This window comes from Rhizobium grahamii CCGE 502, assembly GCF_000298315.2.
GTDB classification, from domain to species: Bacteria; Pseudomonadota; Alphaproteobacteria; order Rhizobiales; family Rhizobiaceae; genus Rhizobium; species Rhizobium grahamii.
In genome coordinates, this window is record NZ_AEYE02000035.1 from 216,771 (window position 1) to 241,274 (window position 24,504).

The following is a 24,504-nucleotide window of genomic DNA, read 5'->3' on the forward strand; positions in this document are numbered from 1 at the left end:
GCTAACCTATGAGAAGGGCTTCCGCGACGGCAACGTTCGGGAGCTTTTTTCTTTTGCGACGTTCATCCTTTGCTGTTGCGTTGTGTCGACTGCACGAACTCGCTGTGAAGCGACTCCATGCGATCGTTGAGAAAATCGATAAAACTGGGCGCAACCGCTTTGTTGAAGCTGATCTTCGACCCAGACTTGGCATGACTGACAGTCGCAAGCAGAAAACCGTTTGCGCGAATTTCGGTGGCGGCTTTCAGTGAGGACGCCGGGCCAGGTTCGGACTTCAGGGCCGAGAGAGCCACGGCAAACCGATCCTTGGGGCCGCCATGTCTGTCCTGGCCGAGCGACTGGCGGATACGGTCTGCCCCGTCCTGGCTGGCGGCGAATGCATCGGCGAAATCAATCCAGCGACGACGGCCAATCTCGGGCGAGGGACCAATTTGCACCAAAACGTCTCGCGGGATTGCCGTGGCGATCCGCAGCATCTCGGAGATATGCGACTTTCCGGTCGCAAGTGATGCGCAGATGACATCGCGCCGGTAGCCGGCCTGCTCCTGCGAGAGCGCAAATGCACATTTCTCGATAAAGGACAGATCGTTGCGGTTGGCGTTCTCCTCGCCCTGAAAGATGATTGCTTCTTCATCGCTGAGGTCACGCACGATTGCTCGGAACTTCAACCCAAGCATCTTGACTGCGGCGAGGCGACGTCGCCCGAACACGATCTGATATGGCGCACCACCACCCTTGAAAGGACGGATGAGACCGGGGACGATCTGGCCGCGCTCCCTTATCGACGCAGCTATTTCCTCGATTGCGGCGTCGTCGTAGGCGCCGTCAAAGCGGTCCGGGATGGAGGATGGCGCGACTTCAACCGGGTCGACGTCCACGACCTGGTCTCCGTCTTTCAGCAGTCTGTCGAGGGCCTCGCCTTTTTCCTGGATCTGCCGAACGCCGGCCGCGACCTTGAGGAGGTGCGGGGACGAGGTGGGCTTCACGCTCGGCGCAGCGCTCGGCTGCTCAAGCTGACCGAGCACGTTGGCGAACATTCCGCGGGAATCCTTGCGGCTCATTCGCGCCCCCATGCCGCCCAGAGCAGCTTCTCGATTTCGGCATTGGCGGCGTTGATGGACTCCATGGCTCGGTCATAGGTTTTGGGTGCCGAGAATCGCGAACGCTGCACCTCATAAAGGCTTTGCTTCCAGGTCAGGGCATCGGCAACCGCGGTCGATTTGGTTACCATGTTCAACAGCAGGTCCTCACCGAAGACCTGCCGCATCAACGCGGTCATGTTTGCTTGTGGATGATCGTTGGCCTCGAACTTTGTGACGAGAAATTTTGCGAAATCCCATTGTGCGGAGGTGCCCATCTCGCTCAGGATCTGCATGTAGGACGAAGCGAGTTCCAGGAACTTTCCCGTTGAATCGACGTCCAGCATATGCGCGGGAACCGGGATGATCACACCGGTGGCGGCCGTCAGGGACGATAGTGTGAGGAAGTTCAGGGATGGAGCCGAATCCATCAGGATGACGTCATAATCACCCGCCACCTGCTCAAGCGCCTGGGATACGCGCAGCAGGAAGCTGGTGCCCCCGTTCTTGCGCATCTCGAGTGCAACCGCGGTCTCGAACTCGGTCAGATCAAGACCGGCACAGATCACATCGAAGCCAGCGATATGGGTGGAGTGGATGAGGGACTTTGTCGGCTTCGGGTCCGTGAAGCGGATGGCAGCATAAAGCGTTTCATCTTCGCGCGGATCGAAGTCGGGAAGCATCCCATGCAGGCTGGTCAGTGACGCCTGAGGATCGAGATCGACTGCCAAGACACGATAGCCCTTCAGAGCGAGGTAGTGGCCAAGGTGAATGGTCGTGGACGTCTTGCTCGACCCGCCCTTGAAGTTGGTGACCGCGAGGATCTGGCACTCTTCATCGGCGACGCGTCTCGGGTTCATCCACTTCTTGCGGCCCTTTTCGGCGAGCATCATGCGCAGTTCGAGGATTTGCTCGAGCGTGTACATGCGCCGGCCATTGGTCGTGGTTTCGGGCGCCGGCCCCTTCTCCTTGAGAACGATCTGCCTGATATAGGCTTCCGACACGTCCAGAAGCCCTGCGACCTCGGATGAAGAAAATTTCCGCATCTCGCGGCGCGCGTCAGGTGGATACTGCGCCATCGAAAGATTTTGCAGGGCAAGCTCCAATTTGGTGGAAAAGCTCTGCATAAAGTCGAGGCTGCTCAGGTGCCGATTCACGTTTCTTCCCTCAGTTCGCTTCTATGATCCAGATGCTGGCATCGTTCGCGAATGATTGTTCTGTCAGTTGTTTCGCCGGATGGCGATAATTCGATAATTTTCCGTAGTTTGAGAACTAGCTCGATTCGAGAGATTCGGCAAATGCTTCGCGCCGGCCGCGTCTCTCCGAAAATGGCCAAAATCGCCCGCGGGATGCTACCCGGTCAGTCAATCTGGCCGCCTTTGCAGGACCAAGGTCTGATCTGCCATGGACCGATGGTCTGAACGGGGCTGCCACACCATCCTAACGTTTGACGCGCGGGCCGATCGGAATAATGTTCACGGTCCAGACGAACTGGACGGCCGGACGATGCGGGCCCCCGGCTTCGACTACCAAAGCACGGTGCCACCTGTCACGAGCGAGGAGATCGGCCAGTCATGAAAACAGCAATCCGCGTTGCAGTGGTCGATGACCATCCGCTGTTCAGGGAAGGAGTGGCGCGGAGCCTGTCAGAAATCGAAGGGTTCGAGATCGTCGCGGAAGGACGCTCGAAGGACGATGCCATCAAGATTGCAGAGGATCGGCAGCCCGACGTACTGCTCCTCGATATTTCCATGCCCGGCGGCGGTTTGAATGCGATCTCTGCGATCATCGAACGGGTTCCGACGCAGAAGATCGTCATGCTGACGGTTTCGGAGTCCAGTGACGACGTCACGGCAGCGCTCGATCGAGGCGCGAAAGGCTATGTCCTGAAAGGCGTTGGGGCGAGAACGCTTGCCGAAATCATTCGTAATATAGCAGCTGGTGAAAGTTATGTGGCGCCAGCCCTTTCGGCTCGTCTGCTTTCCAACCGCTCCACGCCGGAGCCCCGCAGGCAAACCGCGATCGCGACCCTCACCAACCGTGAGCACGAAGTGCTTCACCTTGTCGCTTCGGGATTGAGCAACAAGCTCGTTGCGCGCAAGCTCGACCTACACGAGAAGACAATCAAGCATCACATGACCCAGATTATGGCCAAGCTCGGGGTTGGCAATCGAACCGAGGCTGCGATGGCATTGCGCGACGTCATTGACGAGCGAAACGACCAGTGATGCCTTCCAAACCCTTCAAACCGGGACAGACGTCGAATATTTGACGCGTTTCAACGCGAAATGCGATGAGGACGTTGCCACCGCATGGTGTGTCAGTATGCCTTTCATGAGTAAACGCTCGTAGTCCCGTACATCAGCGACAGCGACGCGCAACAGATAGTCCCAATCTCCCGACATCGAGTAACATTCGAGCACCTCTTCATGGCTTTCGGCAAAGCGCTCAAAGTCGCTTCTCGCAACCGGATCATGCAATTTCATGCGAACCTGACAGAACACTGTCAGGCCCCGTCCGACGGACTCGGGGCTGACGAGCCTGACGGTCGGTCCAAGCATTCCGGATGCTTCAAGCGCCTTGATCCGCCGCCAGCAGGAAGCAGCGGAGGCACCTACGCGCTCGGCGAGCGCCGCGTGGCTGAGGTCGCCTTCAATCTGCAGCAGTCGAAGGATTTTGCGGTCCACATTGTCGATATCAGGCGATTTCATCGGCTTCTCTCGGCTTTCGATGCGCATTTCTCGGCGGCGCCTGGTTGAAACAGACCAGCCCCGGACATGTTCATGAATTATTTGGTTCAGCGAACATGCAATGCTGCGGCGCAAATTACACCGAAAAAAGTCTCAACCGAAAAGAACGTTCCAATGAACCGCGTTAGCCTGCCCCAACCGCGCCTATGTCGCCGATCAGGCGGGCTAGCCGAACAGGGTGAAGTATCCCCAGACGGCGACGAGCAGCGCAAGCACGCCTGCTGCTATCGCGAGCTTCCGTAGGCGCGGCCTTGGCGGCCTTGGAGGTTTCGGACGTCGGAACTGAATAACATTATCGTTCATCTGTAGGCTTCTCCGTCGAGACCTACCTGTTTCGGGCGAACCGGGACTGTTGTCAAAAAGAAAAAGGCGCTCAACCCTGTCGGGGAGCGCCTTTTTCTTTCCCGGACAGCAAACGCGACCACCCCAGTGGGGAAGGACTGCAGGCCGTCGATACGGGCGATGAGCGGTACATGGCACCCTCTCCACGAAATATCAAGGGGCTGGAATAAATTTCAGTTCCAGCGCTTGGTGCTTGGCCGGACTGACCCCCCAAATGCTTGGCGCCTCGGCAGTGCTTTCCCTGTAACAGCGGCTTCAAGGGTCGGAAAATTGTGGCGTACTATAAGTGCTGGGGAAACCTGGATCCCATAAATTGAAAGGGTATCGATATGACCAGCTTATCCCACCTGACCGGCGCTTCCGCATGTGAATCTGCCATGGCCTCCTTCTTTAGCAAAAGGCAGAACCTTCAGCACTCTACCCCTGGCAGATCGATTAAGTCCCTTCCAGTTGGTGAAATCGTAACCCGCGACCTGGCGTGATAAATCGTGGTCACGCCCCATATAAGAACGTGCATCCGGTCACGTTCGTAGGAAACTTACCAATGATTTCAGCATTAACTCTCGCGCAAAGCGAGTGTCACGACGAAGTCACGACACAGGCCGCGCAGCCTATGCTCTAAGTCGCCGGGTTAGAGTGAACAGGGAGGCATCGGTGGCGTGAACCACGCAATCGGTGGCATGACGTGAATGCCAATTGTCTACAGATGCATGACCAGGCAAGAGGCGCTTGAAAGCGCGGATATCATTGTGGAAGCCTACGCCAAGCATCCCTGGCATGAAGAGTGGACGATCGAAAACGCAATCTCGCGGATCAATGAACTGACGACGACACCCAAATGCCTGGCAGTGGCTGCATTCGATGGAACGCAGCCGATCGGTTTCGCCTTCGGTCTTCCTCACACCTCCGTCATGGGACGGGGAATACATATCGCGGAAATTGCGATCAGGCCGATGCACCAGCGAGGCGGCATCGGTTCGCGCCTGTTGAACCATCTGGAGGCAGAGGCCCGAATACTAGGTTTCGTTTTCGTCTGGCTCGTCTCTCGAAGCAACGGGGGGGTTGCCGAGTACTACAAGAGTAACGACTACCAGCACTCTGAAAAGCTCTGTGTTTATTCCAAGAAATTGAAGTAGGCCGGCGCAAGATGCGCCGGCCTATCCCCACAGTCCCCTCATTGCTTTCAGTTCAGGCAAATGGAGCCTTTGGTGGCGATCACATCTGCCAATCCATCATGTGGACCGTCGCCGATCTCCCGCAGAACCTCGTTCAATGCCATTCCAAGGCAATGCATCGCCCCGGCCAGATCGATGTCCTCAGCAGCCCCCTTGGCGAACGCGATCATCCGTGCCAGTGCGACCAGTTCATCCAACTCGTCGGATGATCGCTCATCGCCCTGCAAACCTATGGTCCGGCACTCTGATATCGCACTCATCACTGCTCTCCCTCGAACAGAATGGAGACTAATCGGAGCACGCGCAAAAGGCCCGTGAAAAACCCGTGACACACGTTATTGTTGCATTATTCGCTCACGATAGGTAATTTATCGTTCCATAGCGCCAGCGTGTCGTTGAAGATCCATTGGGGTTCTTGTGGGAAGTCCTCGAGATCCGCGGCCTGCACCGCGGTTACAAGTTCGCTCGCATCCATCGCCTTTTGGTCGACCTCCCTCGAAAGGAGCAGAGGTAGCAGGATCTTTCTGTCTGCACTGGCTATGTTCGCCTTCTCAAGGACTGCTTTCCAAGTTCGTTTCTTAAAGAACGTCTCTCCTGCAGCGCGTTCGATCTCTAGACGTAGCGTCAGGTCAAGTTCGCCGAGACCCTCGACTTCATCAAGCGTCGCCCTGACATTAACCATTGGAACGGTGAATGGCCGGTAGCCAAACTCTAACGGTCCATGCAGCAGTGCGACGTCGGAGTCGTCAACGATCGCTCCAGATGCATAGTCGCGGTAGATGCGGCCGACCCCGACCATTCCGAAGGGACTGCACTCGACCGCCCGAAGCGCTCCCATGCTTGCCGCCCCGAAGACGCGAACCCGGTGTGAAAGCGCATGAAGGATTTCCTTGTGCACCACGGGAGCCGTATATTCAAAGCCCCCATCGATGATGCCGATAACCCGCGCTCCGTCGCGCGCGGCTGAAAGCACATCGCCCTGAACTGCGGGCGGGCGAAAAAAAATATCAGTCGGGGAGGGGCGCTGAGCTGCGGGCAGGCTCGGCCCGACGAATATCACCTTCATGAGAAAATCGCCTTAGCCAGCGAACGCGGACCGAAGGTAAACTGGCGCGCGCCCGCGGGATTCTCGAGAGCAGGCACGAAGACCTTGACCACATGGAAAGGCAGGGACTGAGGCGCGAGCGGCAATGCGATCGCCGGACCGACGTTGTGCGCACGCAAGGCTTCGACCACCATGCGGAGGTGGTCCGTGACCCCGCCCGGCTGAACCGGGGTTACCGTGACGCGGCCGTTTGGCACCGCGTCGAGGCTACGAAGGGTCTCGGCAGGAGCCGGCATGCGAAACAGCTCAGCTGGGATATCGTCCCGTGCGCCGCTGATGTAAGTCATCCTGGACTGGACGGCCTCGGTAACGGCCCTGATCGCCGCTCTTGCCATGGATAGGTGGGCACCACTTCCGCCTGTGATTTCAACGAAGCGCGCGCCCTGCCGGTACGGTCCGCGGGCTCCCATGACAGCCGTGATGCTGGGCACCCCAAGGCCGGTCGTCATATTGAACAGCCTTATATCCAGGCCCGCTCCTTCAACTCTCGCAATCAGGCCGTCCAGGACTGGGTCGTTGATGCATGTGGGATCGATACAGCTGGCAAGTCGGCTGTCCTCACTGCCGATCTGCCAGAGGCAATAGGCGTCCCGCTCGATCCGCTCCAGAACACCGTGCAAGATGGCTTCATCCAGGGTGTTGCCCGAGGCGAGCCCGTCAGATGACATCCAGAAGCGATTACGCCGGGTTCTGTCGAGCACGGCCGCATCAACGGGAACGTACACTGTCCTGTTTGTCAACAGATCACAGCCCAGCCCCCAGTCGACCTCTTCATCCGGGTCGATCTCCCGTTGGTGGCGGCCGATCAGGCAAGAGAGGGAATGAAACGCGAGGCTATCGGCACTCAAGTTCCTCGCAGATGCGCGACGCACAGGAACAGACGGGGCGTTCGCCACGACCCGTTCCAATGCCTCCATAATAGCCGATACCTTAGCATCGTCGTCGCTCAGGCCCTTGCCCTGGCTGATGGCAATCGAGCGGCCGTTCGGAATGTAGGCGCACCACACAGGAATCCCGATGTAGTCGAGCCCAGTGTGCCTGGCCACGCGTGTTATGCCGAAATCGGCAAGGAGCGGAACCGTTCGAGCGAGTGTCTCGCTGGCCGCAACCGTACGGTCGGCGTAAAGCGCACGCTTAGACAGGACCAGAGCTCAAGGTTCGACGTGACCGGAAAAGGCTGCCTTCGCGGAAGAAACCGCGACAGCGAAATCCACCTTCTTGACAACCTTCAGGCCGCCTTTCCTCAGGGCAGCAATTTTGGCCAGGTCGCCGGCCGAAGAATCCAGTGTTTTGACCGTCCCGGCTTCCAAATCCGCAATAAAAAGCTTGTCGTCTCCCTCGACGCCGAACACAATTGCCTTTGTCATGACATTCCCTCTCCAGTTACTCAGTCTGTTAGAATCCGGCCTTCAGGAGACCCTCACGGTAGAGATCCTTCTGCCACTGTTCCTTGAAGGGCACGACGGATAGCCACTTTTCCACATCGAACACCGGGTTGAGGGCCGCGGCACGCTGTCGGTACACATGTGCACGCCTGCGATCGCCCATCATGGCGCAGCTTGCAGAAGCAATGCGATGGGCGGGCGTCTTGTCCTTCATGGCTTCGACGAAGCCAACGGCGTCCTCATACTGCTCCAGAAAGTAGCTCGCCCCCGCCGCACACCAGAGATAGCTATCCGGTGCCAAAGGGTTAAGCGCAATCGCCTTCTTTATCTTTTCCAGCGCATCCCTCGGTCTTGAGGCATGGACCAGTGTATCCGCGTGGCTGTAGATCACGTCGGCGAAGTGGGGGCTCAAATCCTCTGCGTGGCTGAGCGCCGCCACACTCTCATCGACATCTCCAAGATAGAGCTTTGTCACCCCGAGTTCGCGAAACCCCCCCGCGGAAATTTCATCATGCTCGATCGCCTTCATTGCATTCCGCTCGGCAAGGTTCAAAAGTTCACCATTCCCTTGAGCGGTCACGAGCCACTCGCTGGTATAAGTTCGTGCAAGGCCCGTGAAAGCGGGTGCGAAGCCGCGGTTGTATTTCAGCGCTTCCTTGAATGCTGATCGGGCCCTTCGTATGTGGGGCAAGGTCAATTTCCCGATGAGGCTCGCGCCCACGAGATATGAGTGATACGCTTGTGGGTCGGCCTCCAGGCTCAATCGGCCTTGCTCGTTCCTAGCCAGTTCATCCACAACAGAGGATGCCAAGTGTTGCGCAATCAGGCGCCGCTGAGTTGGCAACGTTGCCGCGTCCATCGGAAACCGCATCGCCCAGATCACTTCGTCAGTCGGAAAAAAGACCAGTTGGGCATAGAGCCCTTCGCCTGAATGCCGTGTGTCGAGAAGATAGGAAATCGAGTGACGCGCGATGGTCGCCGCTTTGTCGGAGTCACGACGGATCTGCTCTGCGGTGTGGGGAGCAACAATAGAGAGGTTTTGCAGTGCACATAGCTCGATCGTCACATCCTCGATGAGTGCCGCGGCAACTTGCAGCCCGGTAATACCGCCCTGCGATGTCGGGGGAAGCAGTACCAGCCGCGGGAGGCGGCCAAAGCCACGTTGTTCCGGCTGGTCGCGGTCCACAAACGCCTGTCGCACCTCGGCAAACGTTTGAAATGATTGCGTTGCCGCAAGCGGGCGGCTGACGGCGATTCCAGGGAGCGACCGAAGGATCGCTCGTACCGGCTCATCGGCCGGGTTCTGTTCAAGGATTTGGACGGCTGCGCCCGATACAATACGCAAATCATCGGTGCTGGTGGCAGAACCGGCTGCCTCCATGAAGACCTGGCGCATCTTGGTCAGATGGATTTCTTGCTGCCTGGCGATCCAGCTGTCGATGGCCTTGTTTACGGAACGAACGCTGCCGGCGAAATCACGCTGAAGCAGTGCGCTGATCGCCTTCAGCTTTTCCATCGGCGGCCGCGCCTCGTCGAAAACCTGCAGATCTGCGCTCAGCACAGCCTTACGCAGCCGGACACCAGACTGCGTGATTTCCAATGGCCCGCCATCGCCGTCGTCGATCTGGCGCACGCGCGATATCAGCTTCCTGAGGTTGAGGCCAGCCTGATCTGGTTCGGCGTCAAACCAGAGAAACGCGGCAATCTCCTGGCGAGTGAGCGCATGATCGGCGCAAGTAAAAAGATAGGCTATCGTCAGCAACGCTTTGGCGGGATAAGCCAACGCATTGCCCGTAGTATCCGTCATTCGCAGTTCGCCAAAGGTGCGAAGATACAGCACGGACTATCCTCTCAAGTTGTCCATTCGCTCCCAACTTTCAGAGTCTTCAGGGCCTGTTTGAGACGAGCCGAGGCTCCTGGCGAGTGCGAGCAAAGTGCGGCGAACATTCGGATCCTCGATCGCAATGAAGGCCCGGGTGAGGGCAAGGCCTTCCTTCGAGGCGATGAAACTCGCCACCTCGTCGGCATGCGGGCTGAGGTGCTGACCTACAGCCCGATCACCCTCGTCGAAAAAAAAGCCAATCGGAACGCCGAGAACCTCGGAGATCCGCTGAAGACGACTGGCCCCTATCCTATTAACGCCCTTTTCGTACTTTTGCAGTTGTTGAAATGTGATGCCGAGCGATGCCGAAAGGCTTACCTGGCTGAGGCCGAGAAGCTTTCGCCGCTGTCTGACGCGATCACCAACATAGGCGTCGATGGCGTTTGGAGTTTTGGCCTTCATGGCTATCCCGTTCCTCGTGTCAGACTAGCACTATGCGAACTTCGCCAAAAAATACAACCAAGAGTAAATTTATTCAAGAAGCTAAATGCCGTTTCCTCCATTTCCTGTAAAATGGCCGGGATGCTTCGCAACGAGACTACCTGAAATATAAACAACGAACAGAATGTGGCCCGCTGGTACCGACTGGTGGTGATACATGGTCCGGCAACTCTATCTATGCTGGTGTCACGTCGATTTCACAAGCGCTTGCTCATTTTTTGACTAAGGTCTTGCCTAGGGTAAGTTGAACTCCGGGCGCATGGCTAGGTCATTTCAACGAAAAACGCATTTGGCGTGTGCCCGATTGGCGGGAGAGCGAGCATGCAACTACGAGCTATAGAAATCAGTCATGCGGACAGACTTTCTGCATGCCGGGAAAAACTGGAAGAAGCGGTCTACCAGATCATCGAGGGCAACAAGGTTCTAGATTTCACGCCGACGGAAATCGCCATGGCGATCGCCGACATCGCCGATGACTTTATTCTTGCCGCTTCGAGGAAGCGCGCGGCCACGCACTGACGCGCCCTGACGGGTGCTCCAAGTCATGAGCTCTATCAATTGCGCCCCATGCGTGACAAGGCAATGCGGAGGGGCTCGTCCGACACGGATATCAGTCCTCCGTAGGGATGGGCCATGTCGTTGACGATAAAAACCGCTCCGCCCACTGATACCGCGCAGACCACGACAATTGATATGACCGTGCCGTTGAAGGGGGAAAGCAAGCCAAACGTAAAAAAGATTACGATCAGCCAGAACGTCAGCACGACGAGGAAAGCGCCCGGCAGCCCCTCCTGACCCGTTTCAAGGACCAGCCAGTGGGCCTCTGCGACAGCGCCGCTAATTTCCAGTGCGCGGGACTTGAGGAGGCGTTTGACCTCATCGTCTGGCGTCAACGCCCTTAACGCCCTCTGAACCGGTTCGATCCCAACGTCGTCCTGGTGTAGATGCTCGGTAGCCAGTCGCGTTGCGCCTTCAAAACTCCGCTCAATCCGGTCCTCGACGACGCCGGACAGCTGCTTCCGCACATCGAGAAGCTCGGGCCCATACTGCGCCAATACGCGGTCCAGCAGAACCACCCGAGCCGCCGAATCCCTGAGTTCCGTTTCGGCATCGTCAAACGTCGTCTTCGCAGAGGCAACCAGAAAGCCTAACGCGAGGGCGGAAAGAGTTCCGACGACCGCAGTCGCCAGCTTGATTGCCTCCTTCGACTCAGTCGAAAGGTGGTGCCCAGGGAGGCGTCGGCTGATCAACGTGCCGATCAGTGCGCCCGATGCCAGGAGCAGGGCGATGATGCATCCAGTAGAGAGTGCTGTCATTTGAAAGAATCCCGCCTCGCCCGCTCGCATCGAAGCGAAATGGCGGGATCTCGTCAAGCAGTCTGCCAGGGAAGAAAGAGTCGGGGCAGGTATAGAGAGTCGTTCAGTGACAGAAATTGCCCCGAAAAGCGGTGTACGACTTTCCGGGGCAGATGGTGTGTTTGCGACCTGGCCGTTACGGCTGGGTCGTGCCACTGGTTGACGGATTTGCCGGTGCCGGCACTGCCGGTTCGCTGGATGGTGCGGCAGGGGCGGCAGGAACTACCGCCGGCTTCACCGGCTCCGTCTTAATTGTTGAAGCGGTCGGGTTCGGGTCAGTGCCCGGACGATCGAACCACTGAGTGATCGCAAAAGCGGCAACCAGAATCAATGCGGCCGCGACAACCCACCCAATCCAGGAAGAACCTGTGCGACGCACGGGCGCCGTGACCAGTTCCGGACTCGGATCGGGATTTCGAACGGGATCATTGGGGTCATACGTCATCATTTTCTCCTCTCTGCAGAAAGGAAAATGGTTTGCGCGCAAGTTTGTTCCCGACCGTCCCTCAGCCCGGTCCAAGGGACCCGTGAAAGTAGGCGCACCAAGGATCAGCTCATTCAGGCGTAGACGCTCTTTAGTTTGGCGTTGCATCCAATGCGCACAATATGCCGCGAAGTTCGGCGAGGCCACGCATGCGTCCGATCGCAGGATAGCCAGGTGTGACAGTCTTGTTCAGATCGTCTAGCATCCTGTGTCCGTGGTCTGACCGGAAAACGATTGACTGGCTGGAGCTGCGCCGTTGGTCTTCGGCGACAAGTTCTTTAAGAACCGCAACCATATCGACGTCGCCCTCGAGGTGCGCGCTCTCGTGGAACGTCCTTCCGTCGCCTTCGCGCTTGGTCGCACGCAAATGCGCAAAGTGAATTCTGGGTGCGAAGCGCCTGGCCATTGCTGGGAGGTCGTTGTCGGGACGCACGCCCAGACTGCCAGTACAGTAACACATGCCGTTGGACGGAGACGGCACGGCGTCGAAAAGCGCGGAATAGTCTTGTGCCGTCGATGCAATGCGCGGCAGACCGAAGAGCGAACGGGGCGGATCATCGGGATGCAGCGTCAGCTTTACGCCGTGAGCTTCCGCGGCCGGCGTTACCGCTTGCAGGAATTCGATGAGATGTTGGCGCAGCATGTTCGCATCAATCCCGGCATAGGCGGCAAGCTTGTCGCGGAATGCAGGGATCGTCAGCGGCTCTGTCGTGGACCCGGGCAGCGCAGAGGTTATGATCCGCGTGATCTCGGCAACCTCGGCTTCGTCCATTGCCTTGAACACCTCGGTGGCGCGTGTCTTGTCGTCCTCAGAGTACTGCTGCTCGGCGCCTGCGCGCTTCAGCACGAAAAGATCGAAGGCAGCAAATTTTTCATGATCGAACCGCATCGCGGTTGCACCGGTTTCGATGACATGATCGAGGTCGGTGCGTGTCCAGTCGACGACGGGCATGAAGTTGTAGCAAACGATCGGAATGCCGCAAGCCGCTACCGCTTCAAGGCTCGCAATCCAGGCCTCGATCTCCGCCTTCGCCCGGCCACCATTGCGTTTAACGGCATCGGGAATTGGAATGCTTTCGACGACCGACCATGTCAGCTTCGAGCGCCCCGGTGGTGTTGTCTCGATCATGGTCTGACGCTCGCGAACGGCAGCTTCGGTCCAGGCCTCGCCAATCGGGACCTGATGCAGCGATGACACGATGTTGGTTGCCCCGGTCTGACGGACCTCGTCCAGCGTGACCGGTGCCTCAGGCCCAAACCACCTCCATCCCTGGCGCATTTATTCCTCCTCTATATTGTTCAGATAATAGCGCTAATGATCATCTCAGCAAAAATAGTCCGGGTATCGGACGCGAAGCTCGGCGACATCCGGGATGACCGCACTGAGGTGATGCGTCATGGCGACACGAGCCGCTCCGGCATCGTGAGCAGCGATCGCGTCGCGAATGAGACCATGCTCGTAAACCACGTTGTCCATGCGACCAAGCGCTGGCAACGTCAGGCGGCGAGCCCTGTCGATCTGGACCTTGACTGTCTTGAGGATGCCCCAGATGCCCGGATAGCCCGCGATGCCGGCAATCGCCTCGTGAAATGCTTCGTCCTCCTCGTGAAAAGCCGAGGTGTCGGCGAGAGCAGCAAGGGACCTCTGCCTGGAGATAAGGGTGTCCAGGCGTTCGATATCTGCCGGGGTCGCCACCTCGGCGGCGCGTTCCACCGTTGTTCCTTCCAGCGACTTGCGGACCACTACGGCCTCGGGGATCGCGGCGACTGGGACCCTTGATACCACGGTGCCGGACTGCGGGTAGATATCCACGAGCCCGCCCTCCGACAGGCGCAGCAACGCTTCCCGAACAGGGGTGCGGCTAACCTTGAATTCTTCGGCAATCCGCTTTTCCTGCAACTGCATTCCCGGCGGCATGCGCAGCGCGAGAATGTCACTGTAGAGCCGGTCGAAAATGGCGTCTGCCGTCGTGACGCGACGCAGCTTCGCAGGCCTATCGCCTTCGGAAGCGATTGCGTTCGTATTGGATACAACTGCTGCCTGCATGAAATGCCCTGACGTTGACTTGCTCGTGAATACTAGTATATCACTTTCATGCAGCTGCCAAGGCGCACCGAGGAGGACCGGTGTTCCAGCCCTCACTCCGGGAGGTTTTACACATTCGAACAGACGGCCCGGTTCCCCGCATGGACCGGCACGGGACGCAAAGCTTCTTAGTCTGTGCGTCCGGCAACAAGAGGAGGAGAAACAGGATGAACGTTACCCGTAGAACACTTGTCGGCACGGCCGCAGGTGCCGTCGTAGCAACGATGCTGCCAGTAAAGGTCTTTGCCCAGGCAAAGAAGGCGGCAAGCCCCGTCACCATCACTATCGCTGACGTCGCCGGCAATCTGGCGCTGACCCAAGGCATGTTCGAGGCCTATGCCGCGGAGAAGGCCGATTGGGTTTCCAGTTTCGCCTTCACGAAGGCGCCGGCTCCGGAACTGCCCGGCAAGATCAAGGCACAACAGGGAGCTGGCAAGGTCGATATCGACCTCGTCCTGACCGGAACCGACGCGCTCTCCGCGGGTCTTGACCAGGGCCTTTGGATCGACCTTGCGGCCCATAAGTCGGAGCTGCCCAACCTTGAACAGATCCTGCAGCCGCAGGCTTTCAAAATGCAGGGCCTTGCAAAGGACCAGGGCGTCGTCATCACCTATTACCCGTCCGGTCCGCTCATTGAATATATGCCCGACAAGGTGCCGACGCCGCCGAAATCGGCTCCGGAACTCCTTGACTGGGCAAAGGCGAACAAGAACCGCTTCATCTACGCCAGACCCGCCAATTCCGGTCCTGGCCGGACCTTTCTCATGGGGCTGCCTTATCTGCTCGGCGATAGCGATCCGCGCGATCCCGCCAAGGGATGGATGAAGACGTGGGACTATCTGGCAGCACTCGGCGAACATATCGAATATTACCCGACCGGAACCGGCCAGGTGATGAAGGAACTGGGAGAGGGCACCCGCGACATCGTCGTTTCGACAACGGGCTGGGACATCAATCCACGCGCACTCGGCATCGTACCTGCCGAAGCCAAGGTGCAGAAGCTCGATGGCTTCCACTGGGTCACTGATGCCCATTATGCGGTAATCCCGAAGGGCGTGTCGGACGAAAAGATCGGGGTTCTGATCGATGTCCTGAACTACATTCTCCAACCCAAGCAGCAGGCGATCGCCTACGACGCGGGCTATTTCTATCCGGGCCCGGCCGTGAAGGACGTCACCCTGGAGATGGCCCCACAGGAAAGTCAGGATACGATCAAGGAATTCGGCCGGCCGGAATATGCCGACTGGATCGCCAACAATCCGCTGGAGGTTCCGCTGGAGCCAAAGCAGCTGGTGGAAGCCTTCCGCATCTGGGATGAGAAGATCGGCGCCAGGAAGGGCTGACGCGGAAATAGCCGGCCCATGCAACGGGCCGGCAGCCTCATTCTGCAAATGGAGATTGGCTTGACCTCGGTTACGAAAACAACACCGATACGTAAGAACGCACGTCTTGAACTCGACGGGATCCGACGGACATTCGGGGCGTTTAACGCTCTGAATGGCATCGATGTTGCAATTGAACCGGGAGAGTTTGTTGCCCTGCTCGGGCCTTCCGGTTGCGGCAAGTCGACGGCACTCAACTGCATCGCCGGTCTGCTCGCACTGTCGGGAGGGGAAATCCGGCTCGGCGGTACACGTATCGACCAGCTCGAACCGGAGCGCCGCGGGTTTGGCATGGTGTTCCAGAGCTATGCCCTGTTTCCACACATGAGCGTATTGAAAAATGTCGGATTTGGCTTGGCGATGCAAGGCATCAAAGGCGCTGACGCCGACCGCCGCATCCGCGATGCACTGGCCTTAGTGCGCCTCGAAAGCCAGGCCGATAAGCTGCCCGGACAACTCTCGGGCGGCCAGCAGCAGCGTGTTGCAATCGCCCGGGCCATTGTCATACGACCGCCGATCGTTTTGATGGACGAGCCTCTCTCGAACCTCGACGCCAAATTGCGGCTCGAAATGCGTGCCGAAATCCGTGGTATCCACGACCAGATTGGATCGACCACCATCTATGTGACGCACGACCAGGACGAGGCGTTGTCTCTGGCCGACCGCATCGTCGTTATGAGCCAGGGCAATATCGAACAGATCGGCTCACCGCAGGACCTCTACCAGCGCCCCATCAACGTCGAGGTCGCGGACTTCATGGGATTCAGGACGCGCGTTGCGGGCAAAGTTACGCGCGTATCAGCTGAAGAGGCCGAGATCGAGGTTGCTGGCGCCCGGGTTGTCGGCACGATGCGTTCGCCCGTCAGTGTCGGGGACGCGGCCATCTTGTCCGTCCGCCCTGAAGATCTCGTCGCGACAAGCGACGATGGAATCGCAGCAACCGTCAGCAGCATGGAATATCGTGGTCGCGCGTTCTTCGGCATGGCGCGGGCCGGGGACGGATCACAGCTCTATTTTCGGTCCGACGAGCCATTACCCCGCGGCACCTCAACCCGGTTGCAGCCGGCCGTCGGACGCGCCCTGATTTTTGCGGGAGTGGGCCTGGGAGCCGACCAATGAGGGGTCCGGCACTGCAAAATCGGCTTGCCGCCCGCGGCCTCGATGGCACGACACTGCTTTTGCTGCCTGGGCTGCTCTTCATGCTGGCGCTGTTCATCTACCCGTTCCTCTATGGCCTTGCCGACTCCCTCATGCCAAAGGAAGGGCACTGGTACGCGAACTACGTGAAGTTCTTCAGTGACCCGTTCCAGTATCAGACCATTGCCGCAACGATGTGGCTGGCGCTCCCGGTGACGGTGATCAACCTCGCCTTCGCTGTCCCCGTAGCGCTTCGCGTCCGCCTTATGCGCAGGCAACGCTTGCTGACGACCATTCTCGTCCTTCCGATCACGTTGGGTACCGTTTTTGTCGCCGATGGCTTATTGACCTTTCTCGGACCGCGTGGCTGGTTCAACCATACCCTGCTGATCCTCGGCATTCTCGACACGCCCGTGAAACTGACCAACAACTACTGGGGTGTCTTCGCCTCGCTCCTGATCACAGGTTTTCCTTTCGCCTTCCTGCTCACCCTTTCCTACGTAACCGGTATCGATCCAGCAATCGAACAGGCCGCGGCGACGCTTGGTGCGGGTCCACGACAGCGCTTCTTCCGCGTCTTCCTTCCGCTGCTGGTTCCCGGCCTCGCCGTAACCTTCTGCCTTGCCTTCGTGCAGGCCTTCGCCGTATTTCCCTCCGCGGTGCTTCTCGGTGCGCCGGCCGGCCCCACGCGCGTCATCTCGATTGCAGCTTACCAGGCTGCCTTCGAACAGTATGATCATTCTCTGGGGTCGGCGATCGCCCTCATCATGGGCGGCGTTGAACTGGTGGTCGTGCTCGCCGTGCTGGCGACACGTTCCCTCTTCTACCGCGGCCCGGCCAGCGGCACGAAAGGCTAGTCATGATCAGGGACCAAGGCATCACGTCGAAGATATGGCGCTTTGCCATCTGGGCGCTCGCCATCCTTTTCGTCCTCAACCTCCTCGCGGTCATTGCAGCCGTCGTTGTCAACTCCTTCGCGACGAGATGGCTTGGAACATGGCTGCCGGCAGGATGGACAACGCGCTGGTATTTCAGTGCCTGGAAGGAGTTCCAGCTCTCCAGTGTCGTTCTTGTAACCTTCGAGATCGTTTTCACCGTCGTGATAGTGTCGGGTATCCTCGGCGTTACCACGGCCTACGCTCTGGCCCGTCGCGACTTCCCCGGAAAGCGTCTGGTTGTCCTGTTGTTCCTGTTGCCATTGCTCATCCCCCCCTTGACCTATGGCATCCCGCTGGCCACCGTCCTCTATCAGCTCGGGCTCGGCGGAACCTTCTGGGGCGTGGTGCTGATCAACATCGTCCCCTCGCTCCCCTTCGTTGTGCTCGTGATGATCCCGTTCATAGAACAGATTGATCCCCGGATAGAAGCCGCCGCCCGGGTCTTCGGCGCGGGAACCACGAGCCTTTTCCTGCGGATCTTGCTCCCGCTGCTGTTGCCTGGAATGTTGGCCGCGTTGCTACTGGTGCTGGTGCGCACCATTGCCATGTTCGAACTCACGTTCCTAATTGCCGGACCGACAACGCAAACCCTTGTCGTGTCACTCTATTACGCCGTCTTCGCGTCGGGTGTGCGCGCCGGCCAATCGATCGATGCGATGGCAGTCGTCTATATGGTCACCACTTTGTTCTGGCTTGTATTGGCGTTGCAGTTTGTCAATCCAACCCAAATTGTCGCAAGGGCAAAACATCAGAGCAGCCACTAGCCTCAATCTGCCAAGACCGCCTTGACGCTACGACAAGGCGGTCCTTGCGTCTGGTGCCTATCGGCAGCGTGCCTCGTAAGTTCTGCCGTACCGGTCACGATACACGCAATAACCACGGTGTTCGGTCGAGCGTCCGATCAGGGCACCGGCAACACCGCCGGCGACGGCGCCGATCGCTGCACCTTCCCAGCTATTGCTGACCGCACCCCCAATGATCGCACCCGAACCAGCGCCGATGGCGGTTCCCTTCTCCGTGGCTGTGCATGAGGCCAGCGCCGCAACCAAGGCTCCCGCTAGGACAATATTTCTCATTCCGCGCTCCTATCATTAAAATATTGCGACACAGTGCTATAACTAGGGATCATATCAGAAGTTCCAATGGACTTAGGTCTGACCCTCAAACCGCGTCTCGTTCACACCCGGCTGAGGGCTTCCAAGCCGCTGTTCACCAAGCTGATCAATGGCTATAACGCGATGGCCGACACAGAGTGGACACCCTATGACCGATAACGTTCTTGATCGCTTCCTTCGTTATGTCGTCATCGACACCCAATCCGATCCGGGTTCGTCAACCCAACCGTCTACCACGAAGCAAAAAGACCTCGGCCGTCTCCTGGTGGATGAGCTCAGTGCGATCGGCCTGGCCGATGCGCATCTAGACGAGCACGGCTACGTCTATGCGACTATCCCCTCGAACAGCGATAAGACCGTTCCCGTCATCTGCTTTTGCTCGCATATGGATACGGCGCCGGACTACACGGGGACTAACGTCAAGCCGCAGATACGAGAGAACTACCAAGGGGGCGACATCGAGCTTAGAAACAGCTCCCAGATCATTAGGGTCAGTGAGAATCCAGCGCTCCTAGATCAGATTGGCAACGACATCGTCACAACGGATGGGACAACGCTCCTTGGTGCTGACGACAAGGCCGGGCTTGCCGAGATTGTCACAGCCGTCCAGATCCTTGCGGATAATCCAGACATAAAGCATGGTACCATCAAGCTTTTGTTCACGCCTGATGAAGAGATCGGACGCGGAGTCAACCGGGTCGATCTTGCAAAACTTGGCGCCGAGTTTGCGTACACGATTGATGGCGAAACTGCCGGGCACATCGAAGACGAGACGTTTTCCGCCGATGCCGTGGAAATCCAGATATCGGGCGTCGCCATTCATCCGGGTTTTGCCAAGGACAGGATGGAGAACGCCATTAAGATTGTTGGCGCGATTATTAATCGGTTGCCGAGAGACGCAGCGCCAGAGACAACCGAAGGGCGGGATGGCTTCATCCACCCGACGGCCGTCACCGGATCGATGGAAAAGGCCGCTCTCAGCCTGATTGTCCGCGACTTTGACGAGACTGGCCTAACCGCAAAAGTGCAATTGCTCGAAAAAATCGTCAAGGAGGTGATGGTTGATTATCCCGGCTCTACCCATACCTTTGCCGTGAACGAGCAGTATCGCAACATGAAGGTTGTTCTCGATCACCATCCGCAAATTGTCGAGAACGCAATTGAAGCCATTCGCCGCGCCGGCATGTCGCCCGTGCGAGGGAGTATTCGGGGTGGAACAGATGGCTCGAGGCTTTCCTTCATGGGACTGCCGTGCCCCAATATCTTTGCTGGTGGCCACGCGTTCCACTCCCCGAAAGAGTGGATCAGCAGGCAGGATATGGAAAAGGCGGTCGCAACGCTAGTCGAGCTTGCCAAGATCTGGGAAGAAAGGGCGTAAGACCGATTCCATCGCGTTTTGCACATAGGCCACAATTGGCCAAAGTCATCGCGTGATCCTGCTTGGCTTTCACTCTCGATCGCTCAGGCGAAGGTCTCACCGGATCTCGATTTCTCAACCGGGTGATCTCGGCCTTCCTGTGCCTGGGCCATCGCCTTGACCAGGGCTACAATCTTCTCGCGAAGCTGCGTGTCGGTGATCTTCATGAAAGCCCGGTTGAGGGCGAGGCCTTCCTTCGATTGCAGGAATTCGGCGACCGGATCGACCGCACTGAACTCTGTTCCTTGAAGGTTGAGTGAGTCCGCGTCATTCTGCTCGAAAAAAAAGCTCGGTGACACACTCAAGACCTCAGAAATCCGCTGGAGGCGGCTCGCCCCGATCCGGTTCAATCCCTTTTCGTATTTCTGCACCTGCTGGAAGGTAATCCCAATCTGCTCCGCCAGCCTTTCCTGGCTGAGACCCAGGAGTTGCCTTCTCATTCTTACACGGGAACCGACATAGCTATCGATGGCATTCGGTGTCTTTGCATTCATTTTAGAGTTCCATACCGAGGTAGCGTGGAGTTCATCGCTGAGCATCATGCAACGCACTCAAAGTATTTGTATGAGGTGGCGTCCAAATTCAATCGTTAGTTCATACAACTTGGACAATATTGTCCGAAACAATGTGACTGCAACCTGAACAGCTTCAAGGTGCAGCCCGTTCGAGTTGCGGTCGGCGAGTGATTTACCGGACCGGAATTTCGCGCGAGGTCAATCAGCGGTAAAAATGAATCGGCCTGATCTCTCGGTGAACGATCTTCAGCGACCTGTCGGGTTGGATCATGTAGGTCTCCTCAACGCGCTGACCGTACATATCGATGAAATCGTGTGGAAAGGTCGATCCAGGAGGAGACTTGGTCAATTTCGTGCGCGGCTGTCCATTATAAGTGACACTCCCCGGGATGGGTGCAAGACCCGGCGACGAGAAGTTTTTCGTACCCGTACATCCGGCGATAAAAGACAGGCCAATCAATGCCAGAACGGTCTTTCGCATCGAAAAGATACTCCAGCTCAACCTCGAGGGATATCAGCCATTTCTTCACCCGCAACAGGTGAAGGGCGAAGCAGCGCCATTCCATTGCTCCGCTTCCACCCTATAGAAGATTGCGCTGCGCAAGGCTCGCCATGAGTGCCGAAATGCCGAACGTCCATGGCGGACATTCTGTCGACAGTCGCACCGTGTTGACCAGGGCACCGAGTTTTTCTGAAGAGATTTCGACGACGTCGCCGACCTTGTGGGTAAAACCCTGGTTCGGCATGTCACGATCCTGCGTCGGCGCAAACAGTGTGCCGAGGAACAGCATGAAACCATCCGGGTACTGATGGTGGGTCCCGCTGGTCTGCCTCACGAGTTCCGTCGGATCGCGACTGATCTTCGACATGGAACTCTTGCCCTTGAGGGCGAAACCATCTTTTCCCGTCACGCTCAGGTCCAGCTCTGCTCTGCGCACGTCGTCAAGGCCAAAGCTAGAATCAAGCAGCCGTATGAATGGACCAATCGAGCAGGAAGCGTTGTTGTCCTTTGCCTTGCCGAGCAAGAGGGCGGAGCGACCTTCGACGTCGCGCAGATTGACGTCGTTGCCGAGTGTTGCACCTTTAATCTCGCCGCGGCTATTGACCGCCAGGACGACCTCCGGTTCCGGGTTGTTCCACGTCGAGACGGGGTGCAAGCCGACATCGGCGCCCCATCCGACGGCCGAAAGCACGGGAGATTTCGTGAAAACCTCCGCATCAGGTCCGATGCCGACCTCGAGGTACTGGGACCACATGCCCTCATCGATCAGGGCTTGCTTGACCTCAGCGGCTTCTGGCGATCCTGCCTTGAGGTTATCAAGGCTACCGCCGATGAGGTTACTCACACGCTCACGGATCGTCGCGGCCCGTTCCGGGTTTCCGGCAGCCTTCTCTTCGATCACGCGCTCGATCATCGACTGCGCGAAGGTAACGCCACAGGCCTTGATGGCCTGAAGGTCGGCAGGGGCGAGCAGATGGACGCGTGACACGTCCGGCGCACCAATGCCGGCGTCATCAATATCCTTCAATCGGCAAACGACTGGGCCGCGCGCGGCACGGGCAAACGCGGCGGGATCGGGCGTTTCCAAAAGTGAACTGAGCGTCGGCGTTTCCCTGGAAGTAATGTCGATCAGTTCCCCATCCCGAAGCACAACGACGCATGGGCCCTGGAGAGCGGGATTCCAGACCCGCCCCACGAACAGGCCGCTGGCGGCCGCAGAATCCAGAAGTGTGTAAGGCATTGGGGTGTCCCGTGACGCGAGCGGTGGAGTCGCCCAAATATCAGATGTAGAAGAGCCGCCCTCCATCCGGTGGCGGACCGAAATCGAGCACAATCGACGCCGGTCGACAAGCTTAAAAACCGAGATGTGGCACATCTTTTATACTGCTGCAAAGGCGCGGAACCAGAGATGGCACCGCGCCCAAAGTTCTAACCCGGTTTCCGGGCGCCGTCGCGCGCCGGAACCGGAGCGTGCCCTAATGATTATCGCGCGGAATACCCTTGGTCTGGGCGATGCGCTGATACTTCACGGCTGGCTCGAGTACCGCACCGGTTTCCATCTGGCCAACGTAGGTACGCTGGATTTCCTGCCAGGGCGTCTGACTTTCCGGATAGACATACCCGCCGGCTGCCTCGAGCTCTTTGCGGCGGTCAGCAAGCTCCTCGTCACTGATGAGGATGTCGGCAGTGCCCTTCTTGAGGTCAACGCGAACCTGGTCGCCGGTCTTCAGCAGCGCAAGACCACCGCCGGCTGCCGCTTCCGGCGAGGCGTTGAGGATCGACGGCGAACCCGAAGTCCCAGACTGACGACCGTCACCAATGCAGGGCAGGGAACTGATACCCTGCTTCAACAGGTAGTCCGGGGCGCGCATATTGACGACCTCGGCGGCGCCGGGGTAGCCGATCGGGCCTGCCCCGCGCATGAAAAGGATCGTCGAAGAGTCGATTGCCAGCGACGGATCGTCGATGCGATGGTGGTAGTCTTCCGGTCCGTCGAACACGACCGCGCGGCCAACAAAGGCTTCCGGATCGTTCGGATTCGAGAGGTAACGCTGACGGAACTCGGGCGAGATTACGCTCGTCTTCATGATGGCCGAGGCGAAGAGATTGCCTCGCAAGACCCGGAATCCGGCACGCTCCTTTAGCGGACGCTCGAACGGACGGATGACCTTGTCATCTTCGATCGTCGCCGTCGTGTAGTTCTCGCCGACAGTCTTGCCGTTGACGGTCATCGCACTCGTGTTGATCAGGTCATGCTTGATCAGTTCACCCATGACGGCGGGAACGCCACCGGCGTGATAATAGTCCTCGCCGAGATATTCGCCGGCCGGCTGCAGGTTGACAAGCAGCGGGATTTCCTCGCCATAAGTCTGCCAATCATCGACCGTCAGGTCGACACCGACATGGCGAGCCAGTGCGTTGAGATGGATCGGAGCATTGGTGGATCCGCCGATTGCAGAGTTAACGCGGATCGCGTTGATGAAAGCGTCCTTGGTCAGAATGTCAGAGGGCTTCAGATCCTCGCGCACCATCTCGACAATGCGCAGGCCCGATTCGTAAGAAATTTCCTGCCGGTCGCGATAGGGCGCGGGAATCGCCGCCCCACCCGGCAGTTGCATGCCAAGCGCTTCAGCGAGCGAGTTCATCGTCGTCGCCGTACCCATGGTGTTGCAGTACCCCGTCGACGGCGCGGAGGATGCGACGAGCTTGACGAAACCCTGATAGTCGATTTCGCCGCGCGCCATCATCTCGCGCGCCTTCCAGACAATCGTACCGGAGCCAGTGCGCTCGCCGCGGAACCAGCCGTTCAGCATCGGGCCGACCGAGAGCGCGATTGCCGGAATGTTGACGGTTGCCGCAGCCATCAGACAGGCTGGCGTCGTCTTGTCGCAACCGATGGTCAGAACAACGCCATCGAGCGGGTAGCCGTAGAGTACCTCAACAAGACCGAGGTACGACAGGTTGCGGTCGAGACCTGCGGTCGGACGCTTGCCGGTTTCCTGGATCGGGTGGACGGGGAATTCGATGGCGATACCGCCAGCGTCACGAATACCTTCGCGTACGCGCTTGGCGAGTTCGATGTGGTGACGGTTGCAGGGGGACAAATCCGAACCAGTCTGTGCGATGCCGATGATCGGCCTACCCGATTGCAGCTCTTCCTGACTGAGGCCGAAGTTCATATAACGCTCGAGGTAGAGAGCGGTCATGTCGGGGTTGGCGAGGTTGTCGAACCACGCCTTGGAACGAAGCTGCCGCGATCCGTCCTGCTGTTGAATTGCGCTCTGATTCGGGGAGGGGGTCTTCTCTGCCACGATGGATGTCCTTGCGTTGACGCCGTTGTTGTCATGCACTTAGCTGATCGATACAGGAATGTATAATCAGTCTTTCGCATTTTGATATGCAAATCTCTTATAT

The 24,504-nt window shown here is 58.2% G+C and carries 28 protein-coding genes; 9 read left to right on the plus strand and 19 right to left on the minus strand.

The features are described 5' to 3' along the window. Nucleotides 1-62 precede the first annotated feature (62 nt). A complete protein-coding gene (repB, locus tag RGCCGE502_RS28420; protein ID WP_016557667.1) occupies nt 63-1,061 on the minus strand; it encodes a plasmid partitioning protein RepB in 999 nt (332 codons plus the stop codon). Beyond that, a complete protein-coding gene (repA, locus tag RGCCGE502_RS28425) occupies nt 1,058-2,236 on the minus strand; it encodes a plasmid partitioning protein RepA (protein WP_040675829.1) in 1,179 nt (392 codons plus the stop codon). Before repA ends, repB begins: the two co-directional genes overlap by 4 nt. 417 nt (nt 2,237-2,653) lie before the next feature. On the opposite strand from repA, the gene RGCCGE502_RS28430 reads away from it, so the two are divergent. Further along, nucleotides 2,654-3,307 (plus strand): response regulator, encoded by a 654-nt coding sequence (locus RGCCGE502_RS28430; protein ID WP_016557669.1) that lies wholly within the window; start codon nt 2,654-2,656, stop codon nt 3,305-3,307. A 15-nt stretch (nt 3,308-3,322) separates the two neighbouring features. Here RGCCGE502_RS28430 and RGCCGE502_RS28435 read toward each other — a convergent pair whose 3' ends face one another. After that, nucleotides 3,323-3,790: an Lrp/AsnC family transcriptional regulator gene (locus tag RGCCGE502_RS28435; protein WP_040675895.1), complete on the minus strand. Its 468-nt coding sequence runs from the start codon at nt 3,788-3,790 to the stop codon at nt 3,323-3,325. A gap of 204 nt (nt 3,791-3,994) precedes the next feature. After that, entirely contained in the window at nt 3,995-4,132 is a 138-nt protein-coding gene (locus RGCCGE502_RS37570) for a hypothetical protein (RefSeq protein WP_019280338.1), read from the minus strand. Nucleotides 4,133-4,860: 728 nt separating this feature from the next. Between RGCCGE502_RS37570 and RGCCGE502_RS28440 the strand changes: the two genes are divergently transcribed. Beyond that, nucleotides 4,861-5,307 carry a GNAT family N-acetyltransferase gene (locus RGCCGE502_RS28440; RefSeq protein WP_040675832.1) on the plus strand — a complete coding sequence of 149 codons (447 nt, stop codon included), beginning with the start codon at nt 4,861-4,863 and terminating at the stop codon, nt 5,305-5,307. A gap of 47 nt (nt 5,308-5,354) precedes the next feature. On the opposite strand, the gene RGCCGE502_RS28445 is transcribed toward RGCCGE502_RS28440, so the two are convergent. The 6 genes from RGCCGE502_RS28445 to RGCCGE502_RS28470 all read right to left on the minus strand — a co-directional run bounded on the left by RGCCGE502_RS28445 (nt 5,355) and on the right by RGCCGE502_RS28470 (nt 10,120). After that, on the minus strand, nt 5,355-5,606 hold the full coding sequence (locus RGCCGE502_RS28445) for a hypothetical protein (protein WP_016557672.1): 252 nt from the start codon (nt 5,604-5,606) through the stop codon (nt 5,355-5,357). Nucleotides 5,607-5,692: 86 nt separating this feature from the next. Then, entirely contained in the window at nt 5,693-6,412 is a 720-nt protein-coding gene (locus tag RGCCGE502_RS28450) for a TfuA-like protein (RefSeq protein WP_016557673.1), read from the minus strand. After that, nucleotides 6,409-7,593, minus strand: coding sequence for a YcaO-like family protein (locus RGCCGE502_RS28455; RefSeq protein WP_081647327.1), 1,185 nt, complete (start codon nt 7,591-7,593; stop codon nt 6,409-6,411). Before RGCCGE502_RS28455 ends, RGCCGE502_RS28450 begins: the two co-directional genes overlap by 4 nt. 9 nt (nt 7,594-7,602) lie before the next feature. Beyond that, complete coding sequence (locus RGCCGE502_RS28460) at nt 7,603-7,818, minus strand: hypothetical protein (protein ID WP_016557675.1); 216 nt, start codon at nt 7,816-7,818, stop codon at nt 7,603-7,605. Between the two features lie 28 nt (nt 7,819-7,846). Beyond that, a complete protein-coding gene (locus RGCCGE502_RS28465) occupies nt 7,847-9,676 on the minus strand; it encodes an SARP family transcriptional regulator (RefSeq protein WP_016557676.1) in 1,830 nt (609 codons plus the stop codon). A gap of 3 nt (nt 9,677-9,679) precedes the next feature. After that, a complete protein-coding gene (locus RGCCGE502_RS28470; protein WP_016557677.1) occupies nt 9,680-10,120 on the minus strand; it encodes a helix-turn-helix domain-containing protein in 441 nt (146 codons plus the stop codon). 360 nt (nt 10,121-10,480) lie between these two features. On the opposite strand from RGCCGE502_RS28470, the gene RGCCGE502_RS28475 reads away from it, so the two are divergent. Then, nucleotides 10,481-10,678, plus strand: coding sequence for a hypothetical protein (locus RGCCGE502_RS28475; protein ID WP_016557678.1), 198 nt, complete (start codon nt 10,481-10,483; stop codon nt 10,676-10,678). Nucleotides 10,679-10,713: 35 nt separating this feature from the next. On the opposite strand, the gene RGCCGE502_RS28480 is transcribed toward RGCCGE502_RS28475, so the two are convergent. The 4 genes from RGCCGE502_RS28480 to RGCCGE502_RS28495 form a co-directional block, all read right to left on the minus strand. After that, the gene (locus RGCCGE502_RS28480; RefSeq protein ID WP_040675901.1) at nt 10,714-11,475 is read right to left on the minus strand and encodes a bestrophin-like domain; all 762 of its coding nucleotides are present in this window, start codon (nt 11,473-11,475) and stop codon (nt 10,714-10,716) included. Nucleotides 11,476-11,650: 175 nt separating this feature from the next. Next, nucleotides 11,651-11,959, minus strand: coding sequence for a hypothetical protein (locus RGCCGE502_RS28485; protein ID WP_019280339.1), 309 nt, complete (start codon nt 11,957-11,959; stop codon nt 11,651-11,653). Nucleotides 11,960-12,089: 130 nt separating this feature from the next. Next, the gene (gene uxuA / locus RGCCGE502_RS28490) at nt 12,090-13,277 is read right to left on the minus strand and encodes a mannonate dehydratase (protein ID WP_016557681.1); all 1,188 of its coding nucleotides are present in this window, start codon (nt 13,275-13,277) and stop codon (nt 12,090-12,092) included. Nucleotides 13,278-13,322: 45 nt separating this feature from the next. Further along, complete coding sequence (locus tag RGCCGE502_RS28495) at nt 13,323-14,045, minus strand: GntR family transcriptional regulator (RefSeq protein WP_016557682.1); 723 nt, start codon at nt 14,043-14,045, stop codon at nt 13,323-13,325. A gap of 206 nt (nt 14,046-14,251) precedes the next feature. Here RGCCGE502_RS28495 and RGCCGE502_RS28500 point away from each other — a divergent pair, with 206 nt between their 5' ends. Genes RGCCGE502_RS28500 through RGCCGE502_RS28515 form a run of 4 tightly spaced genes read left to right on the plus strand, consistent with a single transcriptional unit; the run spans nt 14,252 to nt 18,305 of the window. Then, entirely contained in the window at nt 14,252-15,427 is a 1,176-nt protein-coding gene (locus RGCCGE502_RS28500; protein ID WP_016557683.1) for an extracellular solute-binding protein, read from the plus strand. A 48-nt stretch (nt 15,428-15,475) separates the two neighbouring features. Beyond that, nucleotides 15,476-16,585, plus strand: coding sequence for an ABC transporter ATP-binding protein (locus tag RGCCGE502_RS28505; RefSeq protein WP_040675904.1), 1,110 nt, complete (start codon nt 15,476-15,478; stop codon nt 16,583-16,585). After that, nucleotides 16,582-17,460 carry an ABC transporter permease gene (locus RGCCGE502_RS28510; protein ID WP_016557685.1) on the plus strand — a complete coding sequence of 293 codons (879 nt, stop codon included), beginning with the start codon at nt 16,582-16,584 and terminating at the stop codon, nt 17,458-17,460. The genes RGCCGE502_RS28505 and RGCCGE502_RS28510 overlap by 4 nt, the downstream gene beginning before the upstream one ends. 2 nt (nt 17,461-17,462) lie before the next feature. Continuing rightward, nucleotides 17,463-18,305 carry an ABC transporter permease gene (locus tag RGCCGE502_RS28515; RefSeq protein WP_016557686.1) on the plus strand — a complete coding sequence of 281 codons (843 nt, stop codon included), beginning with the start codon at nt 17,463-17,465 and terminating at the stop codon, nt 18,303-18,305. Between the two features lie 57 nt (nt 18,306-18,362). On the opposite strand, the gene RGCCGE502_RS28520 is transcribed toward RGCCGE502_RS28515, so the two are convergent. Continuing rightward, nucleotides 18,363-18,617, minus strand: a complete 255-nt coding sequence (locus RGCCGE502_RS28520; protein WP_016557687.1) for a YMGG-like glycine zipper-containing protein — start codon at nt 18,615-18,617, stop codon at nt 18,363-18,365. Between the two features lie 66 nt (nt 18,618-18,683). Between RGCCGE502_RS28520 and RGCCGE502_RS38825 the strand changes: the two genes are divergently transcribed. Both RGCCGE502_RS38825 and pepT read left to right on the plus strand, forming a co-directional pair. Further along, nucleotides 18,684-18,815 carry a hypothetical protein gene (locus RGCCGE502_RS38825; RefSeq protein ID WP_280114308.1) on the plus strand — a complete coding sequence of 44 codons (132 nt, stop codon included), beginning with the start codon at nt 18,684-18,686 and terminating at the stop codon, nt 18,813-18,815. After that, complete coding sequence (gene pepT, locus RGCCGE502_RS28525; protein ID WP_016557688.1) at nt 18,805-20,034, plus strand: peptidase T; 1,230 nt, start codon at nt 18,805-18,807, stop codon at nt 20,032-20,034. Before RGCCGE502_RS38825 ends, pepT begins: the two co-directional genes overlap by 11 nt. Before the next feature lie 83 nt (nt 20,035-20,117). Here pepT and RGCCGE502_RS28530 read toward each other — a convergent pair whose 3' ends face one another. The 4 genes from RGCCGE502_RS28530 to RGCCGE502_RS28545 form a co-directional block, all read right to left on the minus strand. After that, nucleotides 20,118-20,567, minus strand: a complete 450-nt coding sequence (locus tag RGCCGE502_RS28530; RefSeq protein WP_016557689.1) for a helix-turn-helix domain-containing protein — start codon at nt 20,565-20,567, stop codon at nt 20,118-20,120. 223 nt (nt 20,568-20,790) lie between these two features. Continuing rightward, complete coding sequence (locus tag RGCCGE502_RS38330; protein WP_016557690.1) at nt 20,791-21,069, minus strand: hypothetical protein; 279 nt, start codon at nt 21,067-21,069, stop codon at nt 20,791-20,793. A gap of 100 nt (nt 21,070-21,169) precedes the next feature. Next, nucleotides 21,170-22,330 carry a fumarylacetoacetate hydrolase family protein gene (locus RGCCGE502_RS28540; protein ID WP_016557692.1) on the minus strand — a complete coding sequence of 387 codons (1,161 nt, stop codon included), beginning with the start codon at nt 22,328-22,330 and terminating at the stop codon, nt 21,170-21,172. Nucleotides 22,331-22,565: 235 nt separating this feature from the next. Further along, on the minus strand, nt 22,566-24,365 hold the full coding sequence (locus tag RGCCGE502_RS28545; RefSeq protein ID WP_040675907.1) for an IlvD/Edd family dehydratase: 1,800 nt from the start codon (nt 24,363-24,365) through the stop codon (nt 22,566-22,568). Nucleotides 24,366-24,504 lie beyond the last annotated feature (139 nt).